The sequence below is a fragment of the Capsulimonas corticalis genome (genome assembly GCF_003574315.2).
GTDB lineage: Bacteria > Armatimonadota > Armatimonadia > Armatimonadales > Capsulimonadaceae > Capsulimonas > Capsulimonas corticalis.
The window spans coordinates 529,417-550,719 of the sequence record NZ_AP025739.1; the positions used below are offsets into that span (position 1 = coordinate 529,417).

Here is a 21,303-nt window from a genome sequence, read left to right on the forward strand (position 1 = left end):
AGGGAAGAATACTCACCCAATGAGAAAACGGGAGGCGGTTTCATGAACTTATTCGCCCGATGTACGGCATTCGCGGTTCTTCTTTCGGCGGCGACGCCCGGTCACGCGCTCCCGCGTGAGCAGACGAAGCCGTTTCATATCCACGGGAAGGCGCTGACGCCGGACGGCAAGCCGGTGGCTGGAGCGACGGCAATGTTTTTAGCCACGAATTTCTCCGGCGGCAAGCCCATTGCGTCGCAAACCACGCGGACGGATGCGGATGGCGGATTCGATTTTACGGCCCCAGCCGATTCGCCACACTATCAAGTCGGCCTCTTATATATCACCTCGGCCGAAGGGGTTGGCCTGGCGATGGCCGGTGAAAACAGTCGAATTATCCTTCAGCCGCGCACAAGCGTCCGCGTGCGGTTGGTGGATGAGAAGGGAACCCCAGAGCCGAACACCGCCCTCCATCCGCAATATTTCTCATGGCGTCATAACAACGAGGATATCTTTGTTTACTGGGACAAAACCCTCTCGGCGTTATGGAATGTTCGGACGGATGCTCAGGGGTTTGCAACGCTCAACGGACTGCCTCAAGATTATGGAGTGAGGCTATTCGTCGAAGACGATCGCTTTGCGGATCTCGGCTGGCGCAGCGAGGTCAAGCTCGCGAAATCGGCCAAGACCGGCGACGCCATCCTGCATTTGCAGCATGCAGGCGCCATCAAAGGCCTCGCCGTTTATGGCGATACGCATCGTCCTGCCGCCGGCGTGTTTGTGGATGCGATGGGGATTGGCGACGACGACGCACAAGGGGTCGCGACGACCGACAAAAACGGCCGCTACACGATCCCACGCTTGAAGCCCGGATCCTACGATGTGTCGCTGTCATTTCCGCCAAATGAAGCCAACGAATGGACAGCCGTCGCACATCCCGCCGTCGCGATTGCCGCCAGCAAGCAGACTGAGGGTGTCAACTTCACGCTGATTCACGGAGGCGTGATCACCGGGCATGTGACGGACCCCGTGACGGGCAAGCCCGTCGCGAACGCGAGTGTCAGCGTAACCGGACCTGCGCACCCGTCCACCTCACGCGGCAGCTTAAGCGTGCAGACCGATAATAATGGGATGTACAAAATCCATGCGCCGGCCGGAGCGCAGACCGTTTCCGTCTACACCTACGGCTCCAACAGTTATGTTGAGCCGCAAACGATAAAGATCGCCGACGGTGAAACGAAGACTCTTGACTGGAAGATCGCGCCGCCCAAGGAGGTGCGGGCAATTCACGGCGTAGTTGTCGGTCCCGACGGCGCCCCCGTCGCGGAAGCGGAGGTGCTGCTTCAGGATCCATTCAGTGGATTTCCGAGCAAGACGACGGACGAGCAAGGGCGCTTCACCTTCAATCCCAGTCTGTTCGGAGATGACGCCCGCCTCTTCGCGCGTTCCGGGAATCTGGCGACACTCGCGGGCGTGGCGCCGCCTGCGGATGATTCTTCCATCACGCTGCATCTCACGGCCAATGCGCTCAGTGTCTTCTCCGGGCAGATCAACGATCAGGATGGTAAACCGCTTCCGCATGCAAAAGTGGCGCTCGTGCGCTGGACGAAGAGAAACGGGGGGATGGATGTCGACAGCGTCAACACTGATGACGCAGGGCGCTATACATTCCCAGCAACGTACACCGATGTCGAGTACAGCGTACGCGCGGAGGCGCCGGGGTACGCAAGCAACTACTCCACACAGATCCCCGCCGCCGCAGGCAAAACGCTCGCAATGGGGTCGGTTGCTCTGACCAAAGCAGACAGCTTCATCGGCGGCGTCATCGTCGATCCCAAAGGCAAGCCTGTCGCCGGGGCCAAGGTCACCGTCTCCGCGATCTCACAAGGAGAAGCGGTGACGGATAAAACCGGGCGATTTCATATCAGTGGGGCTCCCCGAGACAAAACCTTTCTCCAAGTGGAAGCGCCGGAAGAACGGCAGGCGTCGGTGCAGGTCACGTCTGGACGAGATGACAATGAAATCACGGTCAAGTCGCGCGCCGAGATAGAGGAAGAAAGCAAACGGTTCGTCGCGGCTCTTGACGCCGATACGACGAACCACGGGGACGGCAGCGATGCGCAGACGCTCCTCAAGACGGCGGAGAGCAAAGCGGCCGGCGGCGGCAAGAGCGTCCTGCTCGTCTTTCACGCCTCCTGGTGCGGTCCCTGCTTCATGCTGCATCGCTTCCTGGAGGACCCAAAAATCGCGCCGACCCTGGAAAAGCATTTCGTGATTCAGGACCTCGATATCTGGGAGCACGACGACAAGAAAAAGTGGGAGAATCCTGGGGGAACGGATATTTACAAGCAGTACGGCGGCCCAAACAGTGTCCCCTTTTACGTCGTTCTCGATGCAAACGGCAAGAAGCTCGGCGATTCGATCCATAATGGCGAGAACATGGGCATGCCGACGCAAGCCGGCGACGTTCAATTCTTTCTGGACACGCTCAAGCAAGCCCAGCCGACTTTGACGGATTCCGAGAGCGCAACGCTCAAGGAGGGATTGAAGCAGCACGCATCGTTATGAACTACTACAGCGCATTCATTCACATCGCGACGGACAGCACGGCCGTCGCGGCGAAGATCCCGGCCAGCAAGGGCGAGGCCAAAACGATTCCCGCTCTGGAGTATGAATTGCTGACGGAGCGTCCGTACTTCTATACGCAGGAAGAACTGCTGTTTGAAGTGCATTTGCGGCGCAGCAGCGTTTCCGAGGAGGAGCGCCGCGCAAGACGCGACGCGCTTTGGGCGGAGTTCTTTTCGCGCCCCCACGCGTGCCTCCGGGCATCGGGGCTCGCGAAGACTCACGGCTGGGGCATTCACTTCGACGGCGAGGGGAAAATCGGCCTCGTCGCCGTCGAAAGTCCGGAGTATGAACGGTATGCGGGCAGCCCCAATCTTCAGCAGGTCCCCGCAATGCGCGGCAAGCGGCTAAAGTAACTCGCGCAGGGTCAGTGTGATATCGCGAGTTGCCTTGTCCGGGGCGCGCAGCTTGAGTCGCACGTTCTCGCCGGGCGCGCCACGAACGGCGTCTCGGAGCTGGCGGATCCCGCCGTCATCCATCGGGACGCCGTTGATTTCCACGATCTGGTCGCCGGCTCTCACGCCGACCTGCTCGGCCGGGCTGCCGGCGATCACGTCCGTGACCGTGGGGACGCCGCCGCTCAGCGAGTATCCAACCCCGGAGCGATTGTAGGGGAACGACTGATCCCCCAGGCCGGCGTCCTCCAAGACGATCTTCGCGGATTGATAATCCAGGGTCACTTTGAAGCGTGACAGCACGCCGTATCCCAGCGATCCGGAAACATCGGAGGCGGCGAAGGCGCCCTGCTTTTGCAGCGACAGATCGGCGATGGGGTTGGCGATTGTCACGGAGCCGATCTTTAACGATCCGATCCGAACGATGCTGCTGCGCTCCTCGCCGCCGACTCCCAGCCCCGTGATCATATCCATGCGTTTGGGATACTTGTCCCGCAGATGGTCGCGCGTCACAAAGGGCGTGTTGACGTCGATTGCGCCGGCGTCGCCTGTATCGATCTGAAAGCGCCCCCGTTTGCCGTCCAGCTCCGCCTCGATCCCCGGGACGTTCCCGGTGAGTACGAAGGGCAGCGCGGCGGCGCCATCGGCGGACGGCGGGGCCGCGTCGCGGAACGTCACGGTTCGCGCCTGATAGTCGATGGTGGTGACAAAGCGATGCAGAAACTCATATCCCAGCAGCACATCGGCTTTGAGAATCGGCGGCAGATCCAGCAAGAACACCGGAGATTGGCGCAGAACGGCCCCGCCCGCCTTGAGCGTCTCCAGATGCGCCAGCCAGGTCTGCTGATGGCCGCCCGCCCCGGTAGCCACCAGCGGCTTCTTGGGATCGCTCGCGATCACGCCGAGCCGTTTTGCCGCAGTGACCGAAAGAACATCCGCGCCCGCGGCGGTGTCCAGCACGAACACCGCCGGCTTCCCATTCACCTCCACTGCGGCAAAGATATGCCCCTGATCGATCGTGATGGGAACCGTCGAGAGATGTCCTTCGAGAGAAACGTCCGGTTCGGATGGCGTTCCTACGGCGCGTCCGCCGCAAGACGCCAGGCTGCACAGGGCAACGGCGCCAATCGCGCAAAGGCGTACGCGTCGCCGCGAAAAATCGATCATGGGTATCCCCGTTCTTATCGCAAGCAAAACGGCCGTCGCTGGCGCATTACGGACGCGCGCCGCTCCCGGCCAGGATCATCCGGCCGCCGGGATAGTCCAGCGTGACCAGATAACGGTCCAGCACTTCGATACCGATGGTTCCGGCGACGCCGGAAGCCGCGAACGCTCCCTGAGTCTGGCGGGTCAGCTCGGCGAGGATCCCATCCACGGGGACTCTCCCCAGCTGAAAGCTATCCAGCTGGACCAGATCGCTCTGGGTGCGCCCGCCGATGCCCCGCCCGGCCACCATTCGCCCATCCTGGGCGTACCGATCGCGCAGATGGTATTTGGCGACAAACGGCGCGTTCAAAACCACCGTGCCGCCGTAGCCCGTGTCGATCAGGAAGCGCCCCGGCCACCCGCCCGCTTCGCCCACGACGCTCGGAACGCCGCCGCTCAGGACAAACGGGATGACGCACTGGCCCGGGAGCGCCGCGCCGGGACGCCGGAGGATCATGACATGACGCTGAAAGTCAAATGTCACCAGATACCTTCGCAGAAACTCATAACCCAGCAGCCCATCGCACCGCACGCTCTGCGCCACATGCAGCAGATACGCCGGCGATTTTGCAATCTGAACGCTCCCCAACTGGATCCGGGCAATGGTGGCGAAATAGGCGCGCGCCGTGCCGCCGGTCCCGGTCACGACCGCGCTGTCTCCCTGCGGCGACGCCGAGATTCCCAAACGGGCCGCCGACTCGCTCTCAACGACATCCACCCCGGAGCCGGTGTCGATCACGAAGCTCGCCGGCCGACCGTTGACCAGCGGCGCAACAAAGATGTGTCCGCTGTCGACCGTGAACGGAATGACGGCGAGGATTCCCGAAGACGCCCGCTGTCCCTGCGCCATCGCGGGTAACGCATTCAGCGCGAGCGCCAGCGCGCCGGCAACGCATCCTCGGCGAAGCGCGCCGCCGAATGTCAGAAAATCTCGTCTCATAAGGTACGGGCCTCTCGCTTCACCCCCATTGGGAGAGAAGTTATTCGGGAAGAAATTGCCGGGAATTCGGGTCTCTTTGGACCGGGCGCTCGGTTGCGCGCGCGGCGTCCGTTATGCTATAATAACGCGACGTTGAGGGCTCATAGCTCAACGGTTAGAGCAGCCGGCTCATAACTGGTTGGTTGGGGGTTCGAATCCCTCTGGGCCCACTGTTTCCCTCCTCCAATTTTACCCGAACGGTCACGCTTGCATGCTCACCAATCCCCAACTGCTCGCCTCGGATATCGTCGCCAATCGCACGATGAACCGGGGGCGCGTCCTTTCCGGCGTCAATTCCTACGAGCGCGAGCTGGGATTCTCCCCGCTGGAGCGGCTCCGCGAGCGGCGGCGCGCCCACGGGACCGCCGTGTGGGTGGACGCCTGCTGCGGCGAAGGCCGCGCGCTTCTCCACGCCGCCGCGCTTTTGCGAGAATTGGAGCTTTCTGACACGATCTCCCTGATCGGCGTCGATCTCATCAACACGTTCCCCTCCCACGACTTCCCCAACCTCACCTTTGTCGAGACGGACGTCACTCGGTATCAGCCGCCCTCAGGAGCGGACCTGATCACCTGTATTCATGGGCTGCACTATCTGGGGGATAAGCTGGGATTTTTGGAGAATAGCTACTCGGCTCTCGCCGAGGACGGGGTCTTCGCGGGGCAGCTCGATCCGGCGAATGTCCGGTCGCGGGAGGAAAAATGGACGTGGAGCGCGATGCTCCGGCGGGCAAAACGCGGCGGGGCGGACGTGACGCTCCGGAAAAACCTGCTGCAAATGCGCGGGACCGGAGCGTCCCTGTCGTTTGGTCTGCGCTACGAAGGCGCGAAGCCGTCGGAGACGCCGAATTACACCGGCATCACGGTCATCGACTCCTGGTACGCCTCCGCGCCGCTTTAGCTGCGGCGCGAAGGCGCGGAGAAGATTACGCGCCGGGTTTGGCCGGAACGGCTTCCAGACTGATCGTGACATCGACATCGCTTCCGATCGCGCTGTCGCCGCTGAACAAGCTTGTCGAGCCCACGCCGTAGCTGTGGCGGTCCAGATGAGTCTGCGTCTCCAGTCCAAAGCGCGCCGATCCCATCGGATCCTTGATCGGTCCGCTGATCTGGAAGGGCAGCACGATCGGTTTGGTGACGCCGTGCATGGTCAGATTGCCCGCGACCAGGTATCCGCCGCCCTTGGTCTTGGTCACTCGGGTGCTCTGGAACGTAATCTGCGGATACTTGGCGACATCCAAGAACGCGGCGCTGCGCACATGGTCGTCGCGCATCGGCATATCGGTGTTGATGCTCTTGGTCTGGATCGTAAAGTTCACCGAAGACTTCTCCGGATGCGCCGCATTGGCGACGATGGTTCCGGCGATGTCGCTAAACCGGCCGCGCACGCTGCTGATCCCCATATGCCGGATCGCGAAGCCGACATTCGTATGCACCGCGTCCACACTCCACGCTCCCGTCAGCGGGACAGCGGCCGCCTTGGCGGCCGGCGGCGCGGCGTGCGTCCCCGCACTCATCCCATCCGCCATCATCGTGAATCCCAACGCCATCGCCAGCCCGGCGGCGCCAAATTTTCTGCTATTTCGCATCATCATATTCCCTCTTCCGTCGTCGACAAAGTAACGATATGAAGAATTATGAACACTATACTTTATTTTGTCAAGCGCAATATAAAATATATCACAAAATAATTCATCGCGCTTTAGATATCGACACGCGCAAGATTACTCGGCTTTGGATAAAGTCAGGAACGCCCGATACTTTTCGGCGGCGATAAGAACGGTTTCGCCTTGTGTTTCGGTCCAGGGCGCGAACGGCGCGGTCTCAATCGCAACGCTCTTTCGATCGATCTTGCGGCTCCAGGTCCCGGTCGCGCGGCCGCCGTGCGCGACCAATGGGCTGAAGATCCCATTCTTCGGCGTCAGCGCTTTGATCTGATCGTCTGGGATGACGGCGCCGCGGTCGGCGTAGCCGAGCAGGTGCTCGTCGAACCCCGGCAAAAGATGCGCCTCGGAATCCCGGCCAGCGTCGATCGCGATGGCTGGCGGCATCCAGTATGTGATCCCGTCCAGCGCCACGCTTTCTAACTCATCCTGCACCAAACGCAAAGCCGCTCTGGACTCCGTGAGCGACTGACCCGACCACCACGCGAAGTCCAGAACGGCGGCGGGGCCGTGACTGTGAAAATAACGGCGCGCTAGCTCCGCCGCCGCCTGCTCGCCTTCAAACGCGCAGCCGCCCGGCGACCATTCGTCGAGCAGCGCGAACGTAAACTCCTTGCCGCGCCGGGCGCCCTGACAAATCACCCCGTCCAGCGCCGCCCAGTATAACAGATAGTTCGGGCGTCCTCCCGCCGTCGAGACGCCGCCGTCCGAAACCGCCCGCAGCAGCTCCGCGCGCGACAGCAGGCGGCCGCCCTCTAATGCGCGCGCCATCGCCGCCGTGCTCCGGGCGAAGTCGTCCTCCGTGAGTCCGGCGGCCCGCGAAGGCCCGGCAAAGCGCGCGATCACGCGCGGCGCGACCAGCTTAAGAATCCAGCGCACATCGGCGGCCGCCAGAAAATGCAGCGTGCCGCGCAGTGACGTCGTGCGGACAATCTCCCTTGCGGCGATTGCCCGCTCGATATCGGCGTCGGTCGCGCCGGGAAGGCGCAGGCCGAGCGACCATTTGGCCCCCGCATAATCCTGCGCCTGCGTGGCGCCCATCCACGCGGCGACCTCCCCAGCGCTCTGGAAGTCGTGACGAGTAATCTGCTGCTGCGCGAGTCTTCGGCTGAGGAGATGCTGTCGTGTCATGGAGCCTCACAGGATATTACGCTTCATTGAGACGATCTAGGATCGACGCGATATAGTTGATCTGCCCTTCATGATACGACATATTCCAGTAGGGATAGGAGATCGTATGCGTCATCGTGAACTTGCCGAACGGCATCGTGATTTCGTCGCCGAGAACGTCATCGGGCAGATCGCGGACGCACGCCGTGAACCGCTCCGTGTTTTTGCGCAGCAGCGCTTCCAGGGTCGCCCAATCGCCGTTCATCAGGTCGGTTTGCTCCTGGAAATACTCCTCCATCGTTCCGGCGGTCCACTGCCGGGTCTCAATCATATCCACCGTGTAGCTGTTGTTGAGCGCGCACTCCGCCACCAGGCTGAGCGCGGGGCGCGCCGTGGGAGAGGGCGCCCAGAGGCGCTTGTCTTCCGGCAGTCGAAGGAGGGCGGCGATCAGGTTCTCCGCGGCCTTGGGCGTGAATTCGGCGAGGAAGTTCTGGATGGTGGTCGGCATGGCGTCTCTCCTGTTGTTCGGAAATTGTGTCGGCTTTCGTGTGTCCGATACTTGACTATATCTCCGATACAGGACATAATTCGCCCTAATTAAAACACTCAAAAAAATCATTCAAAAAGGGCGTCATGTATTATCCCACCACGCGCGTATTGACGGTGCTGGAGATGCTGCAATCGCATCAGTCGATCACCGGCGCGGAGATCGCGGAGCGCCTCGAGGTGGATATCCGCACGGCGCGTCGCTATATCGCGATGCTGGAGGAGCTGGGGATCCCCGTGATGGCCGACCGGGGCCGTCACGGCGGGTATCGATTGATGCCCGGCTTCAAGCTGCCGCCCTTGATGCTCAACACGGATGAAGCCCTGAGCATCATGCTCGGACTGCTCGCGGCCCGCAAACTGGGCTTGGCCGCCCACGCGCCGGGCGTGGAGGGCGCGCTCGCCAAGGTAGGTCGCGTGCTGCCGGACACTGTGCGCGACCGGGTGCGCGCCGTGGAGGAGTCGCTGATCTGGGACCTGGGCGAACGCTCGAACGGCGGCCTGGGAACGTCGGTGGTGCTGGCGCTGAGTCTGGCCGCGCGGGAGCACCGGCAAGTGGCGCTTTGCTATCGCCGCCCGGACGGGGAAACCACGGAGCGCGTCTTCGACCCGTATGGCCTGGTCTGCCGCTACGGACGGTGGTACGCGACCGGGCATTGCCACCTGCGCCAGGATCTGCGCCTGTTCCGATTGGACCGCGTGCTGGACGCCAAGGAGCTGGCCTCCGGATTTGAGCGCCCTAAAAACTTCGATGTCCTCGCCGCCGTCTTAACGGCGCTCGGAAGCGTCCCCAAGCACTTCGCGCTGGAAGTCGTAATCCACACCAGTTTGGAGCACGCACGCTGGGTCATCAGCGCCGGTGTGGCCGTATTGGAGGAATGCGAGGAGGGCGTACTGCTGCGCGGTTATACTGAAAACCTGGACTGGATCGCCCAGCTATTGCCGAGTCTCGGCTGCCGACTCGATATCCGCCATCCTCCCGAACTGCGCGACGCTCTTCGCCGGCACGCCGATCAAATCCACGAATGGCTGGAGACGCCCAAGGAGCCGGGCAGTTCGCGGGAGTAATTCAATGATCGCGGCTTACGGTATAATAGCCGGGCGGCGATTCGCCGGCGACGACGAGATTGCCCGCCAGAACCCAAAACCATTGAAGAAACGAAATCCATGCCCAAGCTATTACTATTCACGCCCTGCCTCAAAGCGATCGCCGGCGACGACGGCCTGCTGACCATCGTGTCCATCCTGGAGTTTGTCGGCGTCAACTCCCCGAGCGGCGAAACGTTTGAGGAAAACTCGATCGTGCGGCTGCCCTGGCAGATGGTGTCCGTTTGGTATAAAGAAGCCGGCGATGAGAAGAAAAAGTTCGAGCAGACGTTGGAGTTCCTGCTGCCCAGCGGCCAGTCCGTGTACTCGAACGCATATCCGCTGAACCTCGTCGAGCGCACGACAAAGATCCGTATCGACGGCGACACCTTCCCGGTCGGACTGCCCGGCGAAGTGATCGTGCAGGTCGGCCTTCGGGAAGCAGGATCCACGGACACGCGGATCGTCGCGGAGTACCCGGTCCTCGTCCGCCATAACTCTTAAAATCACGCATTCGATGGGCATGGACGGCGATTGTCCATGCCCATCGAATGTTCGTCAGGCGACCGTGAAGATGACTCGCTGGAGTTCGTCCACCGTCGTCTCGCCGGCGACGGCTTTTCGCAGGCCGTCGGCCCAGAAGGTTCGCATGCCGTATTCGAGCGCGACTTCGGAGATTTCTTCTTCGTCGGCGCCTCGGGTGATCGCGGCCGCCAGCGGTTCGCTCATCTCGATGATCTCGAAAATGCCCAGCCGCCCCCGATATCCCCGACCTCCGCAGTTTTCGCACCCTTTGCCGTGATAGAATTTGGCGTCGTCGGGCAGCTCGTAGCCGCCTTCGGCGGCGAGGCGGCGCCAGGTGTCGAACTGGACCATCTGCGAGAGATCGGCTTCCTCGCGGCAATTCGGGCAGATCCGTCGCGCGAGCCGCTGCGCGATCACCCCGGTCAGACTGAGCGTCAAGACGTGGCCGGCGACGCCCATATTCAGGAGTCGGCTGATGGCGGAGGGAGCGTCGGTCGCATGGAGCGTCGTCACCACCAGATGACCGGTCAGCGACGCTTCCAGCTCCAGCTTCAGAATTTCGTCGTCCCTGGTCTCGCCGGCGAAGATCACGTCCGGGTCCTGGCGCATAATGGACCGCAGACCCGCGGCGAAGGTCAGCCCGGCGCGCGGGTTCATCTGGATCTGCGTGGTGTAGTTCAGCTGGCATTCGACAGGATCTTCGATCGTGATCGTTTTGCGCTCGGGACCGGAGCCTTGCAGCAGACAGCTGTAGGCCGTTGTCGTCTTGCCGCTGCCGGTAGGGCCGGCGATCACGATAAGCCCATTGGGCTGGCGGGTCAAGCGCAAGATCTGCTCCAGGCTGTCGTGGGTCAGCCCAAGCTTGTCCAATCCCAGCAGCACCGAAGATCTATCGAGAATACGGATAGTCGCGGCTTCGCCGAAGACGACCGGCGTGATCGCCACGCGAAGATCGAAATCCTTGCCGGCGTGCTTGAGGGGAATACGGCCATCCTGGGGTACGTTCTTGAGACCGACATTCATATCCGCCATGATCTTCCAGCGAGCGATCATCGCATCCTCCATCTCTCCCGGGATCCGCCGGATCTCCTGCAAAACCCCATCGATCCGATAGCGCAGTAAAATCACGGGCGCGCCGTCCAGCACGCAGGCTTCAAAGTGGATATCGCTCGCCTTGCGGGCGATCGCGTCGGCCATGATGTTTTCAATCACTTCCATGATCTTCTCCTCCGCCGTGCTTGCCTTTGATGGGCGACCGGTCAGCCCGGTAAAAAACGCCAGCTCGCTATCCAGCTCCGGGCTGGACGCGATCGCCGCGGCGACCGGGCCGCGATCCATATACAGATGAAGGTCGCTGCGTCGAAAGCGCCATTGCTTGCCGACCTTCAGTCCGCGCATGTCGCCGGAACTGAGCAATCGATACAATGTGGGCCGGCTGGTCCCCAGCACTTGCAGCGCTTCATCAAACGTCAGCAAGTCATTTTGTTCGTCGTCGTTCATCGCGCCCTCCTTGTCTCTCTTCGGCTGATATCCAAATATAACACACAATGAGAAATGAGTCAATAAGCAATTTTTACGCATATGATTCTTAATGAGACAGATAAAAGTCAAAGAAAACGGCCCCGCGATCGCGAGGCCGTTTTCTTTGACTCGTTAGTGACGGCGGGTGTTGGGGATGGTGTCCAGGAAGATATCGACCTCTTCGACGCTGAGGGCGGGACTGAAGAGAAAGCCCTGCATGACGTCGCAGCCCAGGTCGAAGAGGGTGTTGCGCTGGGCGACATTCTCCACGCCTTCGGCGATGACGACCAGGCCCAGCGCGTGCGCGAGATCGATCAGGGCGCGCACGACGGCCTGATCGCGCGCGTCTTCGGCGAGGCCGGTGACGAACGAGCGGTCGATCTTCAGCACATCCAGCGGAAAGCGCCGCAGATAAGAAAGCGAGGAATACCCGGTGCCGAAGTCATCGATGCAGATCCGGACGCCCAGTTCTCTGAGCGTCCCCAGCGTCTCGGCGGCGTTGTCCTTGTTCTGGATAATCGTGCTCTCGGTCAGCTCCAGATCGAGCAGCTCGGCCGGGAACCCGGAATCCTGCAATGCGCTCTGCACCATCTCCACCAGGCCGGCTTGTTCGAACTGGCGCGCGGAGAGGTTGATCGCGATCCGAATGCTGCGTCCCTGCTCGCGCCACAGCGCGCCCTGGCGGCACGCCTCGCGCAGCACCCATTCGCCCAGCGGGACGATCAGGCCGATCTCTTCGGCGAGCGGGATAAACTGGCCGGGCAGCAGCAGCCCGAGGGTGGGATGGCGCCACCGGATCAGCGCTTCGACGCTTCCGATGCTCCACGTGTTCATCTCGATCTGCGGCTGATAGTAAAGGCTGAACTCGCCCCGCCCCAGCCCTTTGTAGAGACTGTGCTCCAGCAGCAGACGGCCGAGCGCGTCGGCGTTCATCGTCTCCGTGAAGAGTTGGTAGCCATTGCGCCCCTGCGACTTCGCGCGGTACATCGCCTGGTCGGCGTGGCGCAGCAGAGTCTGATCTTCCTCGCCGTCGTGCGGGAAGATGCTGATGCCGATGCTGGCGGTGACAAACAGCTCGTGTCCGTCCACGATGACCGGCCGGCGCAGGTTCTCGATCAGCTTCTGCGCCACATGGGCGGCGTCCTGCGCGTCCTTGAGGCTGGGCATCATCAGCGTGAACTCGTCGCCGCCCATGCGCGCCAGGGTATCCTCGGCGCGCAGGGAGATGCGCAGGCGCTCCGCCACTTCCTGCAAAAGCGCATCGCCGGCCGCATGGCCCAGCGTGTCGTTGACGTCTTTGAAGCGGTCGATATCGAGGATCAGAACGGCGGCCTGTTCGCGCTTGCGTCCCGCGATCGCGAGCGCCTGGCGCAGACGATCGAGGAACAGCGTCCGGTTGGGGAGTCCGGTCAGCGAGTCATGAAAGGCCTGCCAGCGAATGATCTCGCTCGCTTCCTTGCGCTCGGTGATGTCCCGGCAGGCGCCGACCCATTCGCGCACGGAGCCGCTGGGCTCCAGCACCGGAACGGAGCGGATGAAGAAGTCACGGTAAACGCCGTCATGACGGCGCAGACGGCACTCGGAGTCGAACATGATATGCTGGGCGACACACTGGCGCCACAGCTTCGTCACGGCCTCCCGCTCTTCGGGCGAGACTGCCGAGAGCCACCCCCGCTCCTTGAGATGATCTTCCGGCATCCCAAGAAAGTCGCTGAGCGCCGGCTGCACGGAGGTCAAATCCCCATCGGGGCCGGCGGTCCAGATCATTTGGGTCGTCGCGAGGACAAGCGCGCGGTACCGGGCTTCGCTTCGGCGCAGATCGTCGTCGGACGGCGACATCGATTCGAGGAAAAAGGGGGAGTTATCCTGCCCTCCCGGCAGCGGGATTGGAACCTGAGAGGACGTGGAGCCGGCTTGGGCAGGCGAATTCCCTTCCGGGAATTGCGCGCCATGCGTGGAAGATATGGGGTCTTGGGTCGGCATTGTGGGTATATATGGCGTACGGACATCGGGTATGGATGTGCTTGTCCGTCTTTCTGAAGCAAGCCTTCTCTTTGAGCATTCCCATTTCCTGCTGAGAAATATACCAGAATTCACCCACAATCACCGACCGAAGATGAATTTTTATATTAAACAGCCGTGAATCCGGAATATCCGCCGACGGGTTCGCCCCAGGCGGTCGTCACGGAGTCCACATGGGCCGTATGCGGCCCCCGTTCCAGCGCGGATACGAACTGGCTCAGAACCCCTTCTTCGCCTTCGGCGTTCGCCTCGACTCCCCCATCGGGCGTGTTGCGCACGGCCCCGACGACCCCGAGTTCATTTGCCACATGCACCGCGTAGTAGCGAAAACCGACACCCTGCACTTGCCCGCTGACATGGGCCTGAACGCTTTTGACCATCGTTGCTCTCCTTCGCTCGTACAAATGGCATTTCTCCCAATGAGAAACGCCCCCGTCCGCGCCCGAGGCGCGCTGTCGTCCGAAATTGTTAGCTTATCGTCACTTCTGGACAAACCCACCCCGGCGCTTCGCGCTACCCCTCCGGGGCAAACCCACCCCCGGCCTTCGGCCGACCCCTCCCGTCGCCGGGAAGGGTGATTACAGAGCGTGTTTTCGCAGGCAGCTTCTGTAAGAGGCAATCCTACCAACCCTTCCCGTCGGCGGGAGGGGTCGGCCGAAGGCCGGGGGTGGGTTTGCCCCGGAGCGCCCGAAGCGACGTAGGGATTACTTCCCTACTTCTCCACCGTCACCTTCGTCATCTTATCGCCCTGTTCGATCTTAGCCGCGACGTCCAGCCCCTTGATCACCTGGCCGAAGACCGCGTAGTTGCCGTCCAGGAAGTGCACGGGGTTGACGCAGATATAGAACTGCGATCCCGCCGAATCGGGCTCGCCGGTGCGGGCCATCGCCACGGCGCCGGCGACGTGCTTGAGCGGGTTGTTCACGTGGTTGCTGGTGAACTCGCCCTTGATCGTATAGCCCGGGCCGCCCGAGCCGTTGCCGGCGGGGTCGCCGCCCTGGACGATTTTGGAGGGGTTGCTCGGGTCGAGATCGGCGATGCGATGGAATGTCAGTCCGTTATAAAAGCCTTTGTTGACCAGTTTGAGGAAGTTGGCCGTGGAGATCGGCGCTTCCTTCGGGAACAGCTTGATCAGGATCGTACCCTTGACCGTTTCCATGCGTACGACCGGCGCGGCCTCCGCCTTTTTGGCCTGAGCCGCCTGCGGGGCGACCGTTGCGCCGAGAGTCGCCAGCGCAATTGCGGCGAGGGTGAATGTCTTCATCGAAAAAACCTCCGGGTAAACCAAGCGTGATATGAGATTCTAACACTTCGTTCCGCGCGCGTCAAGCGCGGAATTTCAACTTTGCTTCTCCTGACAGAAGCGACGGATGATCCGCGCGAAGCCTTCCGGATCGTGATCCATGGGCGAATGGTCGGCGCCGGGCATCGCATGCAGCGTCCAGTGCGGCAGTTCGCGGACGATCTCGCGGGCATGGGTGATCGGGATCGTCAGATCGCGCACCCCATGGATCCACAGCACCGGCGCCGCAATCGCCGAAAGATCTTCGGCGGGCAGGGGATTCTCGCACAGCCAGCGCATTTGCTGCTGAAGATCGATATCCCGGTTCTTATCCAGATACAGCCGCGTGCGGCGCGCCAGCGCCAGCAGCGGGCCGCCCTGGTGGTCGTCGGGCGTCCGGCGTCCCAGCGCCGCGATCGGCTCGGAGGCCAGCCGCGCGAGTTTGAGCGCGTGCATGCCATAGTGCGGCGACAGCGACCAGAAGGCGCGCTTGGGAAGAGAAGCCGTGTCCAGCGCGGCGTCCACCAGAACGAGGCGGCGCACGATTCTCGGATGGTCCAAGGCGACCTGCGCCGCGAGATTGCCGCCAAGCGAGTGTCCCACCAGTGTGACGGATTTCAGCCCCAGCCGCGCGCACATGTCGGCGACCCAGCGGGCCATATCCGCCATGGAGCTGGGCTCCTCAGCCGCCGGCGTCTCGCCCGTTCCCGGCAGATCCAGCGCGACCCCATACGACCAGCCGGACATCTCCCGCAGCGAGCTCCACCAGAGCTCCTTACTGCCGGCCCACCCATGCAGATACAGCAGGGCCTCCGAACTCTCCGGAGACCCCGCCGCCATCGCGCCCGCTCCCCCCAAGGGGAGCTCCTTAGGAGTCCGAGCCGCCAAAGTCAGACCCACCGCCGGAATCCCCGCCTCCGAAGTCGGAGCCGCCCCCGAAATCAGATCCGCCAAAATCCGTGCTTCCAAAATCAGTACTTCCGAAATCCGAGCCCCCACCGCCAAAATCGTCAGACCCGCTGGAATCGAAGCCGCCATAATTTCCGCCGGAGGAAGCGTCATTCATAAAGTCCGCATTGCCAACGTCGTTATAGTTCCCTCCGGAGTCTCCGCCGAAACCGGAGTTCATAAAGTCGGCGTTGCCAACATTGCTGTAATCCGCTCCCACGTTCCCATAGTCGGCTCCAACATTACCGTAATCCCCGCCCCGATCCATGGCGTCGTTGTATCCTTGATAGTACGCGTTGTCCGTGGAGTAAGCGTAGGGCGAGTAACCGAAGCCGCCGCCATAGTGCGGAGCAAACAGGCTATCAACGAGCTCCGCGCCGACCCACCCCGCGAGCAGTCCGCTCCCAAAGCCGCCCCAGCCGGAGTTTTGATAGTTCCAGTAATCTCGATACGGATCGTACTGCTCATAGGCATACCAGGGGACCTGCTGGCCGTTGACATTGAACGCGCGCACCTGCGGCATTCGCCCGCGCCGTAACTCATCGGCCTCTTCGGGCGTCGCCAAGACCTGACGACTTTGCCCGTTCACAGTGATCGTTACCGGCACGAGAGTGCCAAGCGGAGCCGGCTGCGATGAGAAGAAGGACACGCCCCGCTGGTTCTGAGGGATAGCGTCCACTTCCGGCTGAGACTCCGGCAGCGGATCAGGACGCATCGCGTCATCGCCGGGGATACTGCCGGTTCCGCCGGTCGCGCGGTCCAGCGCACGCCGGCCCTGTTCGATATCCGCCTGTGCGCGATCCAGCAATCCCTGCGCTCGGTTAATGTCGCTCACTTCCGTAGCGGTTGTCAGGATCTTGCCGGCTTGATCGTACTTATTGGACGCCGCCTGACGAAATGCGCGCACTTGATCGGAGTCTGGATTGTTCTTGGGCAGTACGTCCGCGTAGTTATCCAGATACTCAATGCCCTGTAACACATTGTTACGCAGAGCCTCCACAGGCTGGCGAGCGGCGTTGATCGCCTGCTTCTTTTTGCGCAGCGCGAAGACGATCAGCGCAACCACGGCGATGACAACAATTAAAAACACAATCCATAATCCTATTGAGCTTTGATACTCTTTACCGTTAATCTTCGATGCGACGCTTTGCGTCAATGTGGCAATGCCCTGAGTTTCGTCCTGCTTGATCCCAGCCAAGGCGTTCTTTGCCAGCTGCGTCTTTGCATCTGCGGAAAGCCCGTCGGATGCTACGGAGACACCACTTCCATTACCTTGAAATACGACGACGATCAGACCGTTTTTGCCAAGATTGAGGTTATCGTGCAGTTTAACCGTATATTCTCCGCGACTGCGATAACCGCTGGGCAGCGTCCCAAGCGCTGCGATCTTCACAAGCGTATGAGGATCCTCACGCCCCTGCTTCGACGCTTCCTCCAGCGCTCCTTGGTTGATGTGCTTCAGACGCGGGTCGACATAGACATTCCCGGTCAGTAGTGTTTGAAACGCCGGATCGGGCGTCGTACTCCGTATTGCTCCGCCTTGTTGCGCATGGGCCACGCCCACGGGTATCGTCAGCAGCGTCAATGCCGGCAGAACCTGGCTAAGACGCATCTTACTTCTCATTTGAGGAGTTCTCCTACTTCCACTTACGTACTCAAGCAATCAAATCGTTCGCAGTTGCGTGCAGGTATAATACCCACATGGTCACTCTTCACGAAGCATTGGCGTTTCTGCGCGGGCTCGCGCCCGAGGAGAGCGCTCTGGACAACGATCCGGTCGGACTTCTGATTACCTCGCCGGACGCCCAGGATGTGGCGCGGATCGGCGTCTGTCTGGATCTCACGCCGGCCGCCGCGCGCCGCGCGGCGGAGGCGCGGGTCGATTTGGTCATCGCTCACCATCCTTTGCTCTACCATCCCCTGAAACGCATCGATCCGGGCGCCGATCCCATCTCCGCCGCCGCCGTCACGCTCGTCAAACACAACATCGCGCTGTACGCGATGCATACGAACTGGGACCGCGCCGCCGATGGGATCAACGACACCCTCGCCCATGCGCTCGAATTGCGCAATATCATGCCCCTTGGGCACGACGGCGCGAAGTCCCTGCCGCGCCTGGGAGATCTGCCAAGTCCCATGGACCTGGATGCGTTTTTTGCCTGGGTCGCAGCGCGCCTCGACGGCGCGGGAACGAACGCCCTGCGCATCAATAGACCCGACGGCGCCGCAAAAGTTGCGCGGGTGGCGGTGTGCGGCGGAGCTGGAGCGTTCCTCACGTCGGATGTCCTGGCGGCGGGCGCGGACGCGTATGTCACCAGCGATGTCCGCCATCATGAGTTCCTCGACGCCGCCGCGCGGGGTCTCGCGCTGCTGGACGCCGGGCATGACGGCACGGAAACCCCGGGAATGCGCCGGATGGCCGAAATTCTGACAAAGCAGTTCCCAAATGTGGAGACGATTTGGCTCGGAAATCCAAAAAACTAGGAAAAATGAACAGGAATACAAAAAATATTGTTCCCCCGGGCCAATTTTCTAGTATATCTACCGGCGCGGCGCCCTACAGATCAAGGGTAAATTATATGCGGAGGGCTTTTTCTATGGCGACCCACAAAGAACGACCAACCCATTGCCGCACTTCGGCCTCTCACCACGATGACGCAGGCTCTGCGTTACCGGCGTCCGCCGACGGTTCCGCGATGATGTCCGCAGGCTGGGAGATGGATCCGAGCGAACAGATCATCGCGGCGCTGCGGTCCTATTTTCTGACGCACACGCTCGATTTCCTGACCGGCGAAGTCTATACTGTCCATTGACGCGATTGCCCGATCACTGTCCGCCTGTCTCCGCCAAAGCGCATCACGAACATCCCCCGCTCTTATTCACTGTCATTCGGCGCTCCAATCGCCACTCGAAATACGATCCCCGTCGTATTTCGAGTGGCGATTTTTCATTTCTCCCACGCACCCCCATGATCCAATCCCTCGCCGATTGGGTATCATTCGTCCAATTATGGATAGTGAGATCGATTTTTCTTCCCTGGGCGTCGCCGGCGCCCTTTCCCAGATGTACCGTCAGGACACGCAAGGCTTCCTGCCGCTGATCGCTGTGTTTCTGGAAGGCGCGCTGCCCGCCGAAACACGCGTGGAGCGCGCCGGGGGCCTGTTCCGGAAGACGAAGCCCGTGGTGCGAGTCACGACGACCATCGGGGAAAATATTTACGTCATCGAAGACAGCCGGGGCGCGCTCGCGACCCGGCGCGAAAAGGTCGTGCGCGGCATCCGATTGAAGTCCGAAGAGCTCGCGATCCATCAATGGCTCGGAGCGCTTTCCGAAGACGTCGCGGAGCGCGCCGCCTCCGACGAAGCCGCCATGGCCGCCATGCGCCGCCTGCTGGAGTAACGCATTTTGAAGTAACGCTTTCCCACAAACCGATTCTCTAGACCGAATCCCCTTATTTTCCGACACGCCGAAGAAGGAGAGATCTCATGCCCGATCGATACACGCCCGGTTCCCAGGAAGGACTGCCCGCTAACGCCAAGAACCGGCTTGCCGCCATGCTGCCCGGGGCGAACAAAAAGGGGCTGTTCACGAGCGATCTTTCCATCAACGAATTCCTTCTCGTCAAAGAAGCGGGCTTCGATCCCGTGGGGCTCGTGGTGGGGTCGTCGATCTATCATATCGGCTGGCAGAAGCCCGCGCTCAATCAAAGCGTCGAACTGGACACATTGACCCAGGCGATGTACCACGCGCGGGACCTGGCGATGACGCGCATGGAGGAAGAGGCCGATATGCTCGGAGCCGACGGGATCGTCGGCATCCGTCTGGAGATCGGACGACAGGAGTGGGGCGAGAACCTCGCCGAGTTTATCGCCGTCGGCACGGCGGTCAAGTCGCGCACGGGCGGCAACTTCCGGACGCCCAGCGGTCGCCCATTTACCTCGGACTTATCCGGACAGGACTTCTGGACGCTGGCGAAGGCCGGCTATCGTCCCCTCTCGTTCGTCATGGGCAACTGCGTCTACCATGTCGGATACCAGGGAGTGAAGGCGTGGTTCTCACAGGTCGGCCAGAATGTCGAGATGCCTACCTACACCCAGGCGATCTATGACGCCCGCGAGCTGGCGCTCGGCCGTATGCAAAGCGAGGCGGAGCAGATCGGGGCGGACGGCATTGTCGGCGCGTCCGTTCAGGAGAATTCGCACGGCTGGGGCAGCCACATTATCGAGTACTTCGCCGTCGGCACGAGCGTCATCGCCATCGGACCGGAGCACGCGGTCCCCACGCCCAGCCTCGTGCTGCCCCTGATCGATCGATAAGCAGGACTTTTCTCGCAAATCCTCGAACAACGTGGTGGACGCGCGCCAGCTCTCGGGCGTCCACCGACCAATGTTGGAGGAGCGTCAATTTTGTCCACTCAAACCATAAAAGTTATCCCCGCTTGTTCCCTGGCGCTGATCGCCGCCGCCCTGATTCCCGTCCCCAGCCATGCCGACGTGCGCTATACGATGGAGATGAAGATGGGCGGAGACAAATCCGGCCAGGATGACGGCGCCGCGGCGATGGGCGGCTCCATCCGCACCACCACGTTTTTGAAAGACATGCGCCAGCGCGACGAAACGGCGACGGATTTCGGCCCTATCAAAATGACGACCGTGACGATTACACAGTGCGACAAGCATCGTGAGGTCAAGCTCGATCCCGATTTGAAGATTTACACGGTCTCCGCCATTGGCGCATTCCTGCCCGCGAAGCAGATGTCGAAAAGTCCGATGATGACCTCCAAAGCGGATGACCAGGGCGCCGGCGGAACCGGCAAGGAAGTCGTGACGTTTACGGCCAAAAACCTGGGAACGGAAAAAGTTGCCGACATCCAGGCGCGGCACGCTATGCTCACCTTCCGAACGCAGTCCTCGGGATGCGCCGGAGCTTCGGACACGACGATGAAGATGGAGCTCTGGACGGCGCCGATCAAGGCGGCGCTGAATTGCCCGGAACGGTATTCCGCCTCACGCGTGATCCCCAACGAAAAGGGCTGCCCGATCACCTATGAGATGAAGGGCGATCTGGCCGGCCTGCGCGATATTTTTGGCGAGATGGCCGTGAAGCAAGTCTTCTACGACGCCAACGATAAGCCTCTCTTCACCCGCGATCTGCGCGAGCATTCGACGGCCGCGCTCGACGATTCCCTTTTTGATGTGCCCTCGGACTACAAGGAAGTCAGCGACGACGAATTCCAAAAACAAGAGCGGGACAAGATGATGCACAGCTTTATGCCCGGCGGCAAAATGCCCGGCGCCGGCGCCGATGAAACGCCGGCCACTCCCGAAGGCGATACGGCCGACGGCCCCGCGCCCACTCCCGATCCGAAGCCTGAGAAGCCGAAGCACAAATTCAAAGTCCCGGGACTTCCCTTCTAAA

Annotated in this window: 21 protein-coding genes and 1 tRNA gene; 11 read left to right on the forward strand and 11 right to left on the reverse strand. The window is 61.5% G+C overall.

Translation table 11 applies throughout. The features are described 5' to 3' along the window. The first annotated feature begins 42 nt into the window (after window positions 1-42). Together D5261_RS02340 and D5261_RS02345 are read left to right on the forward strand one after the other, a co-directional pair. A complete protein-coding gene (locus D5261_RS02340) occupies window positions 43-2,547 on the forward strand; it encodes a carboxypeptidase regulatory-like domain-containing protein (protein WP_165864514.1) in 2,505 nt (834 codons plus the stop codon). Next, window positions 2,544-2,960: a DUF6157 family protein gene (locus D5261_RS02345; protein ID WP_174721495.1), complete on the forward strand. Its 417-nt coding sequence runs from the start codon at window positions 2,544-2,546 to the stop codon at window positions 2,958-2,960. The genes D5261_RS02340 and D5261_RS02345 overlap by 4 nt, the downstream gene beginning before the upstream one ends. On the opposite strand, the gene D5261_RS02350 is transcribed toward D5261_RS02345, so the two are convergent. Next, window positions 2,952-4,166 (reverse strand): aspartyl protease family protein, encoded by a 1,215-nt coding sequence (locus D5261_RS02350; protein ID WP_119323847.1) that lies wholly within the window; start codon window positions 4,164-4,166, stop codon window positions 2,952-2,954. The two genes, D5261_RS02345 and D5261_RS02350, sit on opposite strands and share 9 nt — an antisense overlap. A 46-nt stretch (window positions 4,167-4,212) precedes the next feature. After that, window positions 4,213-5,145 carry an aspartyl protease family protein gene (locus D5261_RS02355; protein WP_119323846.1) on the reverse strand — a complete coding sequence of 311 codons (933 nt, stop codon included), beginning with the start codon at window positions 5,143-5,145 and terminating at the stop codon, window positions 4,213-4,215. A gap of 136 nt (window positions 5,146-5,281) precedes the next feature. Here D5261_RS02355 and D5261_RS02360 point away from each other — a divergent pair. Together D5261_RS02360 and D5261_RS02365 are read left to right on the forward strand one after the other, a co-directional pair. Further along, window positions 5,282-5,354 (forward strand) — tRNA-Ile (locus D5261_RS02360). 41 nt (window positions 5,355-5,395) lie between these two features. Beyond that, window positions 5,396-6,082, forward strand: a complete 687-nt coding sequence (locus D5261_RS02365; protein ID WP_119323845.1) for a class I SAM-dependent methyltransferase — start codon at window positions 5,396-5,398, stop codon at window positions 6,080-6,082. A gap of 25 nt (window positions 6,083-6,107) precedes the next feature. Here D5261_RS02365 and D5261_RS02370 read toward each other — a convergent pair whose 3' ends face one another. The 3 genes from D5261_RS02370 to D5261_RS02380 all read right to left on the reverse strand — a co-directional run bounded on the left by D5261_RS02370 (window position 6,108) and on the right by D5261_RS02380 (window position 8,463). Beyond that, on the reverse strand, window positions 6,108-6,776 hold the full coding sequence (locus tag D5261_RS02370; protein ID WP_119323844.1) for a YceI family protein: 669 nt from the start codon (window positions 6,774-6,776) through the stop codon (window positions 6,108-6,110). Window positions 6,777-6,905: 129 nt separating this feature from the next. Continuing rightward, window positions 6,906-7,976: a winged helix DNA-binding domain-containing protein gene (locus tag D5261_RS02375; protein WP_119323843.1), complete on the reverse strand. Its 1,071-nt coding sequence runs from the start codon at window positions 7,974-7,976 to the stop codon at window positions 6,906-6,908. 16 nt (window positions 7,977-7,992) lie between these two features. After that, a complete protein-coding gene (locus D5261_RS02380) occupies window positions 7,993-8,463 on the reverse strand; it encodes a DinB family protein (RefSeq protein ID WP_165864513.1) in 471 nt (156 codons plus the stop codon). Window positions 8,464-8,588: 125 nt separating this feature from the next. Between D5261_RS02380 and D5261_RS02385 the strand changes: the two genes are divergently transcribed. Both D5261_RS02385 and D5261_RS02390 read left to right on the forward strand, forming a co-directional pair. After that, window positions 8,589-9,569, forward strand: a complete 981-nt coding sequence (locus D5261_RS02385) for a helix-turn-helix transcriptional regulator (RefSeq protein WP_119323841.1) — start codon at window positions 8,589-8,591, stop codon at window positions 9,567-9,569. A gap of 99 nt (window positions 9,570-9,668) precedes the next feature. Further along, window positions 9,669-10,091, forward strand: a complete 423-nt coding sequence (locus D5261_RS02390) for a hypothetical protein (protein WP_119323840.1) — start codon at window positions 9,669-9,671, stop codon at window positions 10,089-10,091. Window positions 10,092-10,145: 54 nt separating this feature from the next. On the opposite strand, the gene D5261_RS02395 is transcribed toward D5261_RS02390, so the two are convergent. The 6 genes from D5261_RS02395 to D5261_RS02420 form a co-directional block, all read right to left on the reverse strand. Next, window positions 10,146-11,612: an ATPase, T2SS/T4P/T4SS family gene (locus tag D5261_RS02395; protein WP_165864512.1), complete on the reverse strand. Its 1,467-nt coding sequence runs from the start codon at window positions 11,610-11,612 to the stop codon at window positions 10,146-10,148. Between the two features lie 153 nt (window positions 11,613-11,765). Further along, window positions 11,766-13,616 carry a putative bifunctional diguanylate cyclase/phosphodiesterase gene (locus D5261_RS02400; protein ID WP_119323838.1) on the reverse strand — a complete coding sequence of 617 codons (1,851 nt, stop codon included), beginning with the start codon at window positions 13,614-13,616 and terminating at the stop codon, window positions 11,766-11,768. Between the two features lie 146 nt (window positions 13,617-13,762). Beyond that, window positions 13,763-14,035 (reverse strand): acylphosphatase, encoded by a 273-nt coding sequence (locus D5261_RS02405; RefSeq protein ID WP_119323837.1) that lies wholly within the window; start codon window positions 14,033-14,035, stop codon window positions 13,763-13,765. 332 nt (window positions 14,036-14,367) lie between these two features. Beyond that, the gene (locus tag D5261_RS02410; RefSeq protein ID WP_119323836.1) at window positions 14,368-14,919 is read right to left on the reverse strand and encodes a peptidylprolyl isomerase; all 552 of its coding nucleotides are present in this window, start codon (window positions 14,917-14,919) and stop codon (window positions 14,368-14,370) included. 75 nt (window positions 14,920-14,994) lie between these two features. Then, window positions 14,995-15,891 carry an alpha/beta fold hydrolase gene (locus D5261_RS02415; RefSeq protein ID WP_301002398.1) on the reverse strand — a complete coding sequence of 299 codons (897 nt, stop codon included), beginning with the start codon at window positions 15,889-15,891 and terminating at the stop codon, window positions 14,995-14,997. Continuing rightward, the gene (locus tag D5261_RS02420; RefSeq protein ID WP_176587334.1) at window positions 15,806-17,509 is read right to left on the reverse strand and encodes a hypothetical protein; all 1,704 of its coding nucleotides are present in this window, start codon (window positions 17,507-17,509) and stop codon (window positions 15,806-15,808) included. Before D5261_RS02420 ends, D5261_RS02415 begins: the two co-directional genes overlap by 86 nt. A 77-nt stretch (window positions 17,510-17,586) precedes the next feature. On the opposite strand from D5261_RS02420, the gene D5261_RS02425 reads away from it, so the two are divergent. From D5261_RS02425 to D5261_RS02445, 5 genes are all read left to right on the forward strand, one after another. Continuing rightward, the gene (locus D5261_RS02425) at window positions 17,587-18,369 is read left to right on the forward strand and encodes a Nif3-like dinuclear metal center hexameric protein (RefSeq protein ID WP_119323834.1); all 783 of its coding nucleotides are present in this window, start codon (window positions 17,587-17,589) and stop codon (window positions 18,367-18,369) included. Between the two features lie 113 nt (window positions 18,370-18,482). Continuing rightward, on the forward strand, window positions 18,483-18,698 hold the full coding sequence (locus tag D5261_RS02430; protein WP_125206238.1) for a hypothetical protein: 216 nt from the start codon (window positions 18,483-18,485) through the stop codon (window positions 18,696-18,698). A gap of 196 nt (window positions 18,699-18,894) precedes the next feature. Next, window positions 18,895-19,284, forward strand: coding sequence for a hypothetical protein (locus D5261_RS02435; RefSeq protein ID WP_119323833.1), 390 nt, complete (start codon window positions 18,895-18,897; stop codon window positions 19,282-19,284). 86 nt (window positions 19,285-19,370) lie between these two features. Beyond that, on the forward strand, window positions 19,371-20,201 hold the full coding sequence (locus tag D5261_RS02440) for a heavy metal-binding domain-containing protein (protein ID WP_119323832.1): 831 nt from the start codon (window positions 19,371-19,373) through the stop codon (window positions 20,199-20,201). Window positions 20,202-20,291: 90 nt separating this feature from the next. Then, complete coding sequence (locus tag D5261_RS02445) at window positions 20,292-21,302, forward strand: hypothetical protein (RefSeq protein ID WP_119323831.1); 1,011 nt, start codon at window positions 20,292-20,294, stop codon at window positions 21,300-21,302. The last annotated feature ends 1 nt before the right edge of the window (window position 21,303 follow it).